The following is a 13,965-nucleotide window of genomic DNA, read 5'->3' as shown; positions in this document are numbered from 1 at the left end:
AAACAGCCAATTGGACTATAATTAACCCATCCAATTATGCATAAATCAAAAAACTGATAGACGATGTGGAATAAACAAAAATTAGCGGCTTTTGACGGAGCACTATTTAAAAAAGTGATCCAGTTGATTGAAAATTACATTGAACAAGGGGTATTAATAGCGGGTGAGAGATTACCATCAGAGCGAGAGTTGGCTAAAAATCTGCACGTTAACCGCTCCACTATTGTCCATGCGCTAGATATCTTAACTGAACGTAATGTATTGGTTCGTAAGCAGGGTAGTGGAACCTTTATTAATGATCAAAAATGGGGGCTTCAAGCTTACTCCACCATTAACTGGCGACTGCCAGCCCATTTCTATCAAAATCGCAAAAGTGTATATCAACAAAAAGTATTTCAGACTCGTCAGCAAATGGCGAACATCTGTGATTTGGCTAATGGTGATTTACCAACTCATATGATGCCCAAATTAATGTTACCCAATATCACCTCTCATGAAATGGTTGCTTATGAAAAGCAAAGCGACATATTGCAATTGGGTCTACCTACACTCAAAGTGCAGATCGCCAATTATATGTTGAACCAATTTGGTATGATGGTTGATACCGATCAAATTTTAATAACCTCAGGAACGCAGCAATCCCTCTTTTTAATTACTCAAGGATTATTAAAACCTGGCGATGCAATAGGCATTGAATCACCTTCATATTTCTATTCATTACCACTATTTCAAGCAGCAGGCTTGCGGTTATATGGTATTGAGTGTGATGCTGAAGGGATAACCTTAGAGAGTTTACAAAAAGTCAGTTTAGAACGGCAAATTAAATGGTTATTTCTAAATCCAATATTTCAAAATCCAACGGGATGTGTGATGAGTAATCATCGAAAAAAACAGATATTGGCATTTTGTCGAAAGCAGTGTATTGGTATTGTTGAGGATGATGCTTATAGTGGGTTAGCTTTTGATCAAAAGAGTCATATCGACCCGATAAAAAAATATGATACCAGTAATCAAGTTATCTATTTAGGATCATTATCCAAATATATTGGTCGCAATATACGTATTGGTTGGATGATTGCACCGAAAGAAATTATCGAAAAACTAGCCAATATAAGGCATCACATTGACTCGGGATTAAGTATATTACCGCAACTTTTAGCTGAAGAATATTTGACTCATCACTACCAATCCCATCAAGAATGGTTACGCCAGCAATTAAAACAGAAGGCTAACCAACTAATAGATTGGCTTGATGACTATTTTAAAGGTGACATCAATTACCAGATACCCACAGGCGGTTTTCATCTATATGCCCATTTGCCCGTTAGCAGTCAGGCACAAGAGTTGGCTATTTTAAATCAATTACTAGCAAAGCATATAATAGTGTCACAAGGCACTGACTTTGGGGATCGAGTTGGCGCTATACGTTTAAGTTATGGTCATTTTGCAAAAGATTTGATGAGATAAAGCGAACTAAGTTTTTATTGATTGTTCTAACAGGTATTTGGCGTTAATAAATAGATCATAACTGCCTAGACAAACAAGGTAGGGTTAATCGGTAAACTTCAAATCTCATTATTGGATTGAATCTCAGCTAAATAATCACAAAACTATCAAAAAATCGCGGTTTTTATGCCTTATTAGCTATATTATATGATATAACAATTTGCGTTTGATATAAGGCATTCGTAGCAATAACATTTATTATTAAAAACCATATCCGATTACTTAAAATAGATTCACATAAAAAATCTTATCATTTTATTTACAAAATATTATCTGAAACCACGGTACACCAATATTTAACTCACTTGCTATATATGTTAGATTATTTGCTCCTTTCATATATAAGCAGGTAGGCTGATTTTGAATCTTTCTCCAAAAGCTTTTCACTATTTGGGTGTTATCGCAACACTTGCATCATTAGGAATGTACGTATCGTATATCCCACAAATTATCGACAATCTTCATGGATTTAAAGCTAATCCAACTCAACCTTTAGCGGCAGCAATTAACTGCTCATTATGGGTCTGTTATGGCTTATTACGACAAAAAAAGGATTGGCCAATTGCAATAGCTAATTTTCCAGGGGTATTATTTGGTTTAACCGCGTTTATTACTGCTTTATAAATTCTTGTTTTAACTCCCTTATATTTTCTTTATACAGCATAATATATGCTGTATTTTTTTATAATCACAATTCTTATGAAATAGGCTAGATAATTGTTACTCAAAAATTGAGAAATCAGAGAAGATTAAAAATTAACCTTGCATATAACTTATTAATTATTATATTGTTATGGAGTTATCAACAGGTTTGTTAAATACTTATCAAATAATAAAGTGAATAATTTAATCGATTAATCTAATTTATCGATTTACTATTGTTATCTAATAGTGATTAGACTATAGTAAAAGTCAGCCTATTTTTTAGGCTGGATTCATCTTCAAAATCTATCAGAATGTTATTTATACAAAGATTAACTAAATTTGATGATTAACAAATGAGTTTTATAAAATAAGGAAATCACCATGGCTGATATTAATCTTTCCGATGATTTGATAAAAGATTTTATCTACTCAATGTACCGTAAAGAGGTATTATTAAATTTAAAAGGTGTGGTTTTGACTGAAGAAGATCGCAAACAACTCCACGCAAAAAGAGACTTTGTAAATCAATTATCTGAAGCCGAATTATCCGATATTCGCTCATGGGTTCTAGATAAATTAAAATTACTTGAAAACCAACACCAAGAGCAGAATTAACTAAAAAATCTATACTAAGCTAGCTTTTTCAAATCTATTGATAAAATTTATTTGCAGCGTTATTCAAAACGATATGGACAGTTTAAACAATCGTTTTATAATGCATCAGTTACTCGATAATCTTAAGGAAAGATCATGAAAAAGTTAGCAGTAGTGTTATTATTAGGTCTCCCAGTTATTGCATCTGCGTCCAATTGTGACGAAATTAGTGCAAATATCGCCGAAAAAATTAAAAATAACGGTGTTAATGAAAATAGCTTCCAATTAAAACTTGTTCCTCAAGATGAACAAAATATTGAAGGTAAAATCGTTGGATCATGTGATCGAGGTAAACAAAGCATTGTTTATATTCGTACACCATCATCAAAATCAGTTAAAGATGAGCCTGAAACACCTGTTGAAATCACACCACAACCCGTCGAGTGCTACAGCCCTAGTAACGCTCCAGTTCAAACGCCAGCTTCGGCACCAGTAGAAAAAGTTCAAACTCCAGAGCCGACTTCTACAGAATCTCAGGAAACTGAACAAAAAGCAGAATAAACGGAAATTTAAGTAACCATTTTATAAATTTTATAATTTGTTTAACCGGGGTGCTATAGGCTGAGATTATACCCGTTGAACCTGATTCGGTTAATACCGACGAAGGGAGTTTAAAACACGTCTATTATAGAAATCTGTTTAACTCCTTATAGCGAATTTGTCAAAAAGGAGTCATTATGCCATCATTTAACTCACTGATTGAATCAAGCGAGTGGAAACACTATATTCAACATGATTTTGTTCAACAATTAGGAAAAGGCACATTACACTTAACCTGTTTTCAATACTACCTGAAACAAGATTATCTTTTTTTAATCAACTTTTCCCGAGCTTGGGGACTTGCAGTATATAAAAGTCACGACATTGCTCAAATTCGTCAATCATTAGAGAGTTTAAAAATCATTGTTGAAGTTGAACTCGATCTGCATATTGAATATTGCAAAAAATGGCACATATCTGAATATGAACTAAGCACATTAAAGGAAGCCAAAGCCAATAGCGATTATACACGTTATGTGCTTGATATAGGATTACAAGGCGATATATTAGATATACACATAGCGATGGCGCCCTGTTTAATTGGGTATGGCATGATTGCCAATTGGATTCAAGGTTGGGACGAAAACAACCCATATCGCTCTTGGATTGAGATGTATGCTAGTAAGGAGTTTCAACAAGCAGTACAAAAAGAAATTGCTTGGATAGAAGGACAATTACTTAATATTAGTGAAAACCGATTTAAACAATTAAGCCAAATATTTAAGCAAGCGACGCAATTGGAAATAAATTTTTGGCAAATGGCATTGGATAAAAGTGACTAGTAAATAGCATGCTTTACCATTTTAGATAAAACATGCTGAGCATGAATTATAAAAGTTGTTGATAGTTTTGCTTGGTTACATCATCCCAAACACTTGCTTGGACTTGCCCAATATGATGTTGTTGTAAAAGCAACATAGTTAGTCGAGATTGTCCAATCCCGCCACCAATTGTCTGTAAAAAATCACCATTAGCTAATGCCTTATGCCAAGCATATTGGAGACGATCTTCATTATTGGTTAATTTTAATTGACGCTTTAACGTCTCAGGATCGACGCGAATACCCATTGACGAAATTTCAAAACCACTATTTAAAACTGGATTCCAAACTAAAATATCACCATTTAATCCTTTAGACCCCATCTCATTATCGCTACTCCAATCATCATAATCAGGGGCGCGCACATCGTGTTTTTCTTTATTTGACAAATCACCGCCAATACCGATTAAAAATACTGCGCCTAACTCCTTAGTAATCGCGTTTTCGCGCTCTTTTGGTGACAAATTAGGATAACGTTTTAATAACTGCTCACTATCCATAAAAGTGATCGACTCTGGTAAAAAACAAGAAAGATGATATTTTTCTGAAACCACTTTTTCTGTAGCCTTAATAGCACTATAAATCTTCTCTACCGTCTGTTTTAAATAAGCTAGATTCCGATCTTCAGGACGAATCACTTTTTCCCAATCCCATTGATCGACATAAACAGAGTGAATAGGGGAGAGCTTATCTTCATCAGGGCGAAGTGCTTTCATATTGGTATAAATACCTTCACCAACTGGAAAATTATGTTGGCTCAAGATTTTACGTTTCCATTTAGCGAGTGAATGAACCACTTCAAATTGTGCATCAGGAATACTCTTAATATTAACCTGAACCGCCTTCTCAGTCCCAGATAAATTATCCTGAACACCATCACCAATTTGACTCAAAAGTGGGGCTTGAACTTCAATTAGTGATAAATTATTAGCTAATTGCTCAGCAAAAAATTGTTTAACAAAATTGATCCGTTGTTGCTGCTCTTTAAATGATATCGTCATGTCTCATCTCAAAAAGTGAATGGGTTAGTGACGATAAATTAAACTAGAAAACAGAAATATGCAAGTTAGAACATATACGGACTTTTTATAAAGCGCTAAGCACTATAATTAAATTCACAGATTCCCGATATGGGCAAGGACTGCATCACACATTAAACGTAAAAAATGAAATTAAATTACCCAATAATACAATATATTAGGTAATTATGTTTCATCATATAGGTAAAAGATAATTGAGTTAATTATTGATTAAAATAGGTGGAAACAATATGGGTTAAATTTGGCTTTTGCCATTTTGCGATGAACACAAAATTAGGTACTATAAATGGATACCTTTTGTTTTCAGCCAAAGTAAATTCAAGTTTGCTGGTAATCCAGCCTTTTTTGAACTTGAAATTTGAAATTGACGTCACCGGGATTCGAATAACATCATTCGTTAAATCTCCAGCGAGAGTTAAGCCAATTAAAATAATTTCATCGGACTTAAAATAAATAAGGTAGTGTTTAATATCAAAAGCGGCTGCGCCCTGAAAAAGTGCAAATCTCCAAAGTTTTGGGTGGATAGAACCATAAATTACTGATGAGCTATTAAAATCAGGTAATTCAAGTTTTTCAAATAAGGCTTTTATTTTTTCTAGCTTTAACCCATCATTCATGTTAATACTCCCTTGCGTTGAAAATTTACTCTTAATTAACACATTGTTTTTATTAAAAATCGAAGATTTTAATAAGTTGAGGGGATTGATTATAAAACTATTAAAAACTAATTAAAATAGAAATGTAGTAAGAGATCATAACTATCATATAGAAAAAATTCAGACTTACGAATGGATGAAATATGATCAGATAAGTTATTGCATAAAATCCTTTCGTAAAGGGAGAGGATATGTATTTAAAAATTAAATAGTCGAAGAAATCGTAATAAGCGATTGAGCGGCTTAGCGACGTTTGAATTACCCGCGGGTTTATTTTTGAGGTTTCTATCGCAAAAAAAGTTGAGGAGCGGGGTTTTTGGGGTTCTAAATTTTGTTTTGCAATGTTGCCTAAAATAAATAATTCCGTTCTAAATATGGCACTCTTTAGTTATCGTGTTTTTCCATCAAAAAAGTTGAGGAGCGGGGTTTTTGAGGTTCTCAATTTCACTTAAAAAATTATTAAAATATCAAAATCACTAAATTTCTAATTTAAAGCCCTAAAATAAAATTTTCGAGGATCAATCGCTCTAATTTTAAAGATTTGTAATCACAATATCTCTAATTAAAACAGCAGTTAAATAATTATAAACTAGAACCATTTTAGAACCTCTTTACGAAAGTTAACGCAAGTGAGTGAAAAAAAGTGTTGCATCGTGTTTTTCCAATCACTATACTTTTTACACGGTTTTAGCTAATGGGCTAAAATTTGACAGAAACGTGTAAAATTGCAAATTAATCAAAAAATTACTTGACAGGGTAGTCCAAAATGCATTATAATTTTCAACAGGCAACAGGCAACAGGCAACCTGGCCAACCTATCTTTTAAATTCGTCTAAGTCCAGCTCTCAGCTTAAATTTTTCACTGAAACTTGTTTTTCCACGCAATCAAGTGAAATTCCGCGAATTTTCGCGCGATCGCTCCCGCGATCCTCCTCTCGATCTTTTTTCCGATCGTTTTCCGGATCCTCTTTCAGATCCTGTTTTCGATCCTTCAGCTTTTCCAAATTATCCCGGCAGATTGTTTTTTTCGTGGCTCTTTTCCTTCCTTTTTCTGGTCACGCATTGACATCACAGACAACTAGGAATGCGATACAGGGTAGTGCACCGTATCTGACTTTCGACGGTGGTCGTACACGTGCGGTTGATGCTAACGGTCTGCTTGGGATTACGCTATCTAACGGAATTAAATATACACCTTCAACCAATACTTCATCTTCTTCAGCACCAATCGCCTTGCCGGCTGCGGGTCAGAGTTTTGCTGATATTCGTATGTTCGTTCCTACTGATACAAATTCAGTCGATTTAAGTACTCTTATCGGTCCACCTAATAATTATTGGGGTGATGATGATGGAGATTCTGGCGTTAGTGCTACTGGTCGTTTAAGTTTATCTATCGTTGATAAAAACAATCAAGCTGTATCACGTAGTACTGTGCCAGAGATTTGTAAGGCACCTTATCGCGTTACATTATCCAGTACTGGTGGTACATTATCCACACGTTATGGGGTTCCTAATAGTCGAGCTTTCAATGAAAGTAGTGTGACTTATTTCTTGAATCCTAAAGCTACGCCGGTGGTTTGTTTTGCCAGACCTAGTCTGAGTTTAGGTTCATATCCATATTCTGGTCTTTCCAGGATATGGGACCAAAATAATGGTTTTCTTCCTCAATCAACTGACCCATCACGCTATGCTTCAAACTTTCCTACTACTGGTGCTAATGGATTGTACTTTGATTTACTTATTGGCGGGGGTAATCAGGCGTTGTCTTGGTCTCCTGTTTCTCAGGGGGAGATCACAGTCACAATGTCTAATTCTACTTCTACAAGTGTACGCGTTACTTTAACTGGTCCTTTCGCTACCGAATCCCAGCATGATTCAGCCAATCCTGGTCGTATTTCTATACCTACTTTGCCTCAGACCTTCGAGTTGGTCGGTCAAGACAGTCAAGGTAATCCTGTTGTTAAATATGGTTTTACTATAAAGCGGTGGTTCGTCAACCGAGGTTATGGTGATCGGAGTTATGATTCTATGAGATCTTGGTGTAGAAGTCTTGGTTACGGTATGCCTATGGTAAGGGATTTAACAAATGCATCTTGTCCTAATAGCGTTTCAGAAACGCTCTGTCACAACTCCGTTGGAGCTAGACCTCGCTCACGTGATAATTATTACCAGCGTTATATTGGTGCCGGTTTTTTCACTGAGTGGGGTGATATGACCCGTTATTACGCTGGCTTCAACAAATCGTACTTCTGGACTAGCGATGAGTATGGTAGTGGTGGTCGTTTTCCTTATTTTTTTGTTGTAAGAATAACTGATGGCAGAGTGGCTAGGATGACCACAGATAGCTATTACTCACACGCCTCTGGGCTTTGCATAAGGTAAGAACGAAAGAATTAAAATAGATAGCTGACTAGAAAAGTCAAAGTGGTTGAGCTATAAAAAAGCGATTTTGTGGCTTAGCGACGTTTAAATTACCCGCCTAGGCGGGTATTTTTGTGGTGTTTTATCTCAAAAAAAGTTGAGGAGCGGGGTTTTTGAAACCTTGATATTATTCGGCAAATTTATTTTTATGATCATAACGATTGTAATGAATATCATCACTAATTAAATAATTATAGATATCATCAACTATCTCTATGCCATTTTTTAAGTAATCGGCTTCACGTTTTTTGCTTCTTTCGCCTGGAAAGAAGATTTCACTATTGCCTTTGGCTGGTTTGGTTTGTTTTAGTTGGTCAAGCATAGCTGACATGGTTTGTTTAAAGATTTCGAGTCCAACAAAGTATTGTGGGTTGATCACAATATGCAGATGACCAAGGTTGCGCCCTTGGGATAGATCCGCATACATTGATGAAACGTTTTTACCAAATGGTAAGCCAAGTAATATGCCTGAAAGTACATCGACCATCATCATTAGTCCATAACCCTTGGCATCGGCTATTGGTAGTAGGGCGTTTACTTTGTGGGGATCGGTTGTTGGTTCACCATGTTCATCAACCGCCCATGTTGGGGGAATGGAGGCGCCTTTTGATCTGGCGTATAAGACTTTTCCCCAAGCTTGGACAGTGGTTGCCATGTCAAATGAGACAATCCTTTCGTCGTTCGTTGGTGCTGCAAATGCGATTGGGTTGGTTCCAAAAAATTCTTCTGCGCCACCATAAGGAACCGCCATTGGGTCAGATTGGCACATGGATATGGCGACTAAGTTTTGTTTAGCTGCCATTTCGGTAAAGTAACAAAGCGAGCCACTATGTGACATTCGACGAATTCCGACTACGGCAACGCCATTTTTCTTCGCCATTTCTATGGCTTTGTCCATACCAACTTTAGCGGCAACTAATCCGCATCCGTTATCAAAATCTAATATTGCTGATGATGGACCGGTTTCTTTATAGGTGACATTGGGGGAGTGAGTCATGCCTCCTTTTGCAATGCGTTCAGCATAATATTCAACTCGTACGGCGCCATGCGAGTGGATGCCTCGTGCATCAGCAAATGCAAGCGTATCGGCAGCAATATCGGCGTGCTCTTGAGTTAATCCAGCTTTATGTAGTTTTTTGGCAATTAAGTTGTGTAGTGTTTGTCTGTCTAGTCTCATTTTATCACTCCTATCTATAGTCGCTATTTGGTGATGATAGTGCCTTTTGTTTGTGCTAATAGCGATTCGATATCTGTTAAGTTGCCAATATAGGCGGTATTGCCAGTTTGTTCGACAAATTCAATAACGGATTTGATTTTTGGTCCCATAGCACCATCATCGATTGCCATTGGTTGTATTCGTTTGGTATCAACCTTGCCTAGAGCGGTTTGCTCAGGTGTGCCCCAGTTTTCATAAACGGCGTCAGTATCGGTTAATATCATTAAGTGGTCAGCCTTTAGTTCGATTGCCAGTTGGGCAGCGCTATGATCTTTGTCGATAACCGCCTCGATACCTTTATAACCCGATTTATCTTTTATTACGGGAATTCCGCCCCCACCATTGCAGATGACGATGGTATCTTGGTTAATTAGCTCTTTGATGGTATTAAGTTCGATAATTTTTTTCGGTTTTGGGGATGCAACAACGCGTCTTAGGTATTTGCCATCTTGTTTAAATTGCCAACCATATTGGACTTGTAGTTTTTGTTGTTCTTCAGGTTGATATACCGGACCTATAAATTTGGTTGGATCTTTGAATGATGGGTCGTTGCTGTCTACTTCGACTTGTGTTAATACGCAGGTAACTTGGTTGACATATTGCTGTAAGCTTCGCTGTATCATATACCCTAACATGCCTTGTGTTTGAGCAACAAGGACATCAAGCGGGTAGGCGGGTACGCTTGGGTAGCTGGCATTTTGTAGAGCAAGTAATCCAACTTGTGGTCCATTGCCGTGAACAATAACAAGTCGATATTTATTGGCTAATTTGGCAATAAATTGGGTCGTGCTGTTGATGTTTTGGTATTGGTTGTCAATAGAGAGTAATTCATTTCGTTTTGAAATCGCATTACCACCTAATGCAATAACTATTAGTTCCATACGGTGTCCTTTATTTTTGTTTAGATGTCCACATCCCGATGACAATCTTTTGAGTAGATATAACTCAGTGGTTGTTGGCCAACAGAGTAACACGCTTGTAGCGCATAGGCTCCCATAAAGATGTAGTCGTCTTTTTTAACCGGTATCCACTGGTTATCAAGTAGGTACATACCTTCACCACTAAGTAAGTAGGCGCCGTGTTCTTGTACATGGGTTTCGATATAGCCATGACTTGCACCCGGTAGGAAGGTAAGAATATGGAAGTTCATATCAAAACCGAGTTCTTTGGGGAGAAGGTCTTGTATAAATACGTTATCCATATTTTCATAATTCATGAGCTCTAGTTGTTGAATATGATTGGCAATCACACGTGTTTGATAACCGGAAATAGGGGTGTAGCGACGTTTGTACAGGAATAAACGTGATGAAGTGGTCATATTTTGTAAATAGAGTTTAACCCCAGCGGGGCAGTAAATGTAGCCACCAGTTTGTAAACGGTGTGATTGGTCATTGGCTTTTGCGTTGACCTCACCCTCTATCACATAGGCGAATACTTCAATATCATCATCCCCAAATCCTTGTAAGTTTTGACCACCTTGGTGCATGGTGACAAGGTAATCGACAAAGGATGCCCCTAGTTTAGGCGTGGCTAAGATGGTGATGTCACAATTTTCAAAGCCGGGAATGATATTTTTAACTAAGCCATCAGGCGGTATTAAGGCAAAATTATGACGTTTGATTATCGCGCGGGACGCTAATAGGTCTTTTGGGTAGCCGATGTTGTTATTGATATATCCCATAATGATCTCCTTGGAACATATGCTTTAGATTTAGGCAAGGTTTGCCGTGAGTACTACTTTTTTCGACTATTTATCAAAAACCGATAAATAGTCGATGCTTTTGCGTGAATCAGTTGGTTATGTGTTTACGCAAATTAATTAAAAAGAATAATGCTGTTGCAATAACTAATATTGCAATAGCCACATAGAACCCCGTGATTTTGGTTCCTGTTATGTCCGCTAATAATCCTGTTAATGGTGGTGCTATCACTGATGAACTCATGCCAAAGAAGTTAAATACACCAAATGCTGTGCCATAACTGCTTTTTGGGGCAATGTCAGCCACGTGAGATATTAGAATCGGCTCAACAACAAATTTGCCAAATAATCCATAGAGGATTAAACCCATCAATAATAAGGTGATGGTGGATGATTGGACTGCCATGAATAGTGTTCCGGCTGAAAGCAGTTCTAATACGATAATAAAAAATAGTCGTTTAGCACGAAATTTATCCGAGATTTTACTGATGACAAGTGCGCCAGGAATAGCCGCGAATGCGACTAAGGATGATGCAGAGCCAATGCTTCCGCCAGTAAAGCCTCGTTCAGTTTCAAGAAAGTTAGGTAACCAGCTTACCACCATGTAATAGCCATAGCATGTTGCAAAGTACATAATGTAACAAGCAACCATTGGGCTACTAAAGAAGTTATGTTTTTCTTTCGGCGCCGTTTCCGTTTTCTGTTTTTGTTCGATAACGCTTTTAATCGATGGCTCTTTAATGATAATTGCAAATCCAGCAATTAAGCAGAGTGTTAGGGCCGCAATAATATAGAGCATATATTGCCATGGCATATCCAACGCTTTAACTAAGAAGCTGGTGGATAATAAGCAAACACCCATACCTAACGCCGCGCCAGTATTGATAATGGCAGAGGCGAAGCTACGATTTTCAGCTGGAATATTTTCGGCGGATAATGACCAAGCCGAACCATAGTAAGAGCCACAACCAAGACCCGCCAGTAAGCTACCAATATAGATCATCATCATTGAGTGTGCATTACCGATCATGATCGCGGCAATGGTAAAGAGTATGAAACCAGGAATCACGACGGCTTTTTTACCATATTTGTCAACTAAGATCCCAGCTGGAATTTGCATTAAGGTGTAGGAAAAAAAGTAACAGCTAGCAATTAAGCCCAGCTCAGTATTTGATTGTGGTCCTACAGTTTGTTGAATTTCAGGAAAAATCGCTGCTAATACGGGGCGATAAATCCACATCACTAACCAACCGAGGAATAATAAAGCGACGATTTTATGCCAGTACTGTATGCCACCTTTTTTTTCTGTCATTTTAATTCCTTATTATTCTTGATAAGCCAATTGGTAAAGGGCATAAGTTAATGCTTTTATTCCTTCAACTAAGTCTTCGGTTTTAGTATCTTCAGCAGGGTTGTGGCTGATGCCTTTGATGCTTGGTACAAATAACATGGCGGTCGGTACTCGTGGTGCAAAAATTTGTGAGTCGTGACCGGCACCACTATGCATTACGCGATAGCTTAGTTTTTCTTGGTTGCAGATGTTTTCGAGCATTTTTATAAGTTTGTCATCCATTGGAATTGGGGCTTCATCCATCCAACGATTTATTTCGATCTCAAGGCCCAGTTCTTTGGCGATGCGGATCATGTCAGCTTCAATCTCTTCGGTAAAGCTTTTAAGTTCTTCTTGGTTAGTGTGACGACAGTCTATTGTGAACATCACTTCCCCCGGAACGACATTAACCACATTGGGTTTTGGTTCAACATGACCGAAGGTTAATACTAATGGATCACCCACTTTAATTGCTTTGTTAATGGATTCGTTGCAAATTCGGCTAAAAGCGTAGATTGCATCTTTACGGTAACTCATTGGTGTGGTGCCTGCATGATTTGCTTCACCTATTAAGCGGATATTGTAACGACGTTGTCCAACGATGCTGGTTACAACTCCTATGCTTTTTTCTTCCCGCTCAAGTACGCCTCCTTGTTCAATGTGTAACTCTAAAAAGGCTTTGATATCGGTGCGTGCTTTTTGGGTGTTAAATTTAAATCCGCAGTTGTTCATTGCATCGACAAATTTAATGCCATTGTTGTCTTCGATATCGGCAACATCATCATTGTTGGCGATGGCAAATACGTTTTTGCTTCCCCAAAAGACATAAGGAAAGCGACTGCCTTCTTCTTCTGCCATGGAGATAAGTTCTAAGGTGCGTAATGGTTGGCCGTAGTTCTCTTTTAGGTATTTCATGGCAAGCATAGCGGCAATGATGCCAAGTTGGCCGTCAAGTTTTCCACCATTAACAACGGTATCAACATGCGAGCCAGACATGATGACTTGTTCTTTATATTTACTGCCTTCAAATCGACCATATAAGTTACCAATATCATCAAAATAGGTGTTCATGCCAATTTGTGAGAGTTTTTCTTTAATTGCATTTTGGGCAGTAAGCCATTGTTCAGTATAAAGTAATCGAGTTGTTCCGCCTTGTTCTAAACCACCAAAGCTCGATATCCATTTAACTGCATTAGCAACATCATCATATAAAATATTCATAAATATTTACCTGCTATTTAAAACTCCATCATCGTTAACATTTTGCTTTTAATGTTAACCGCACATATCGTGTCGATACTACGGATCATTTTAAATGTTTTTTTGTTTACCATACTATTAATATCAAATAATAATGTGATCAAACTAGCTTTTTTATATTTGTGAAATTTAATTAAATTAAGTAGTTATTATTATAAAAAATTTTTTAACAATCTTT

13 protein-coding genes and 1 riboswitch are annotated in these 13,965 nt (G+C 37.2%); of the genes, 6 read left to right on the top strand and 7 right to left on the bottom strand.

The features are described from left to right. Window positions 1–63 precede the first annotated feature (63 nt). The 5 genes from A9G08_RS04945 to tenA all read left to right on the top strand — a co-directional run bounded on the left by A9G08_RS04945 (window position 64) and on the right by tenA (window position 4,127). Window positions 64–1,467 (top strand): aminotransferase-like domain-containing protein, encoded by a 1,404-nt coding sequence (locus A9G08_RS04945; protein WP_065562627.1) that lies wholly within the window; start codon window positions 64–66, stop codon window positions 1,465–1,467. Window positions 1,468–1,866: 399 nt separating this feature from the next. Next, a complete protein-coding gene (locus A9G08_RS04940; RefSeq protein ID WP_081299490.1) occupies window positions 1,867–2,130 on the top strand; it encodes a SemiSWEET family transporter in 264 nt (87 codons plus the stop codon). 402 nt (window positions 2,131–2,532) lie between these two features. Continuing rightward, window positions 2,533–2,766: a hypothetical protein gene (locus A9G08_RS04935; RefSeq protein WP_065562626.1), complete on the top strand. Its 234-nt coding sequence runs from the start codon at window positions 2,533–2,535 to the stop codon at window positions 2,764–2,766. Window positions 2,767–2,901: 135 nt separating this feature from the next. Continuing rightward, on the top strand, window positions 2,902–3,306 hold the full coding sequence (locus tag A9G08_RS04930; RefSeq protein ID WP_065562625.1) for a DUF1161 domain-containing protein: 405 nt from the start codon (window positions 2,902–2,904) through the stop codon (window positions 3,304–3,306). A gap of 36 nt (window positions 3,307–3,342) precedes the next feature. Continuing rightward, a riboswitch (TPP riboswitch) is annotated at window positions 3,343–3,431 on the top strand. A gap of 51 nt (window positions 3,432–3,482) precedes the next feature. Further along, window positions 3,483–4,127, top strand: a complete 645-nt coding sequence (gene tenA, locus A9G08_RS04925) for a thiaminase II (RefSeq protein WP_065562624.1) — start codon at window positions 3,483–3,485, stop codon at window positions 4,125–4,127. Window positions 4,128–4,173: 46 nt separating this feature from the next. Here tenA and asnA read toward each other — a convergent pair whose 3' ends face one another. Next, window positions 4,174–5,166 (bottom strand): aspartate--ammonia ligase, encoded by a 993-nt coding sequence (gene asnA / locus A9G08_RS04920; RefSeq protein WP_065562623.1) that lies wholly within the window; start codon window positions 5,164–5,166, stop codon window positions 4,174–4,176. 242 nt (window positions 5,167–5,408) lie between these two features. Beyond that, window positions 5,409–5,822 (bottom strand): hypothetical protein, encoded by a 414-nt coding sequence (locus tag A9G08_RS04915; protein ID WP_065562622.1) that lies wholly within the window; start codon window positions 5,820–5,822, stop codon window positions 5,409–5,411. A gap of 1,068 nt (window positions 5,823–6,890) precedes the next feature. On the opposite strand from A9G08_RS04915, the gene A9G08_RS04910 reads away from it, so the two are divergent. Beyond that, window positions 6,891–8,243, top strand: a complete 1,353-nt coding sequence (locus A9G08_RS04910; RefSeq protein WP_065562621.1) for a hypothetical protein — start codon at window positions 6,891–6,893, stop codon at window positions 8,241–8,243. A gap of 166 nt (window positions 8,244–8,409) precedes the next feature. On the opposite strand, the gene allD is transcribed toward A9G08_RS04910, so the two are convergent. The 5 genes from allD to allC form a co-directional block, all read right to left on the bottom strand. Further along, window positions 8,410–9,459 (bottom strand): ureidoglycolate dehydrogenase, encoded by a 1,050-nt coding sequence (gene allD / locus A9G08_RS04905; protein WP_065562620.1) that lies wholly within the window; start codon window positions 9,457–9,459, stop codon window positions 8,410–8,412. Between the two features lie 23 nt (window positions 9,460–9,482). Beyond that, window positions 9,483–10,379: a carbamate kinase gene (locus A9G08_RS04900; RefSeq protein ID WP_065562619.1), complete on the bottom strand. Its 897-nt coding sequence runs from the start codon at window positions 10,377–10,379 to the stop codon at window positions 9,483–9,485. 20 nt (window positions 10,380–10,399) lie between these two features. Next, window positions 10,400–11,179 (bottom strand): (S)-ureidoglycine aminohydrolase, encoded by a 780-nt coding sequence (gene allE / locus A9G08_RS04895; RefSeq protein ID WP_065562618.1) that lies wholly within the window; start codon window positions 11,177–11,179, stop codon window positions 10,400–10,402. A gap of 109 nt (window positions 11,180–11,288) precedes the next feature. Continuing rightward, on the bottom strand, window positions 11,289–12,509 hold the full coding sequence (locus A9G08_RS04890; protein ID WP_065562617.1) for an MFS transporter: 1,221 nt from the start codon (window positions 12,507–12,509) through the stop codon (window positions 11,289–11,291). Between the two features lie 12 nt (window positions 12,510–12,521). Next, complete coding sequence (gene allC / locus A9G08_RS04885; protein ID WP_065562616.1) at window positions 12,522–13,748, bottom strand: allantoate deiminase; 1,227 nt, start codon at window positions 13,746–13,748, stop codon at window positions 12,522–12,524. Between the last annotated feature and the right edge of the window lie 217 nt (window positions 13,749–13,965).

Source organism: Gilliamella sp. wkB195, from assembly GCF_001690445.1.
In the GTDB taxonomy this organism is placed as follows: Bacteria; Pseudomonadota; Gammaproteobacteria; order Enterobacterales; family Orbaceae; genus Gilliamella; species Gilliamella apicola_E.
Note: the sequence above shows the minus strand (reverse complement) of the source record. Positions and strands in the feature narration are given on the sequence as shown.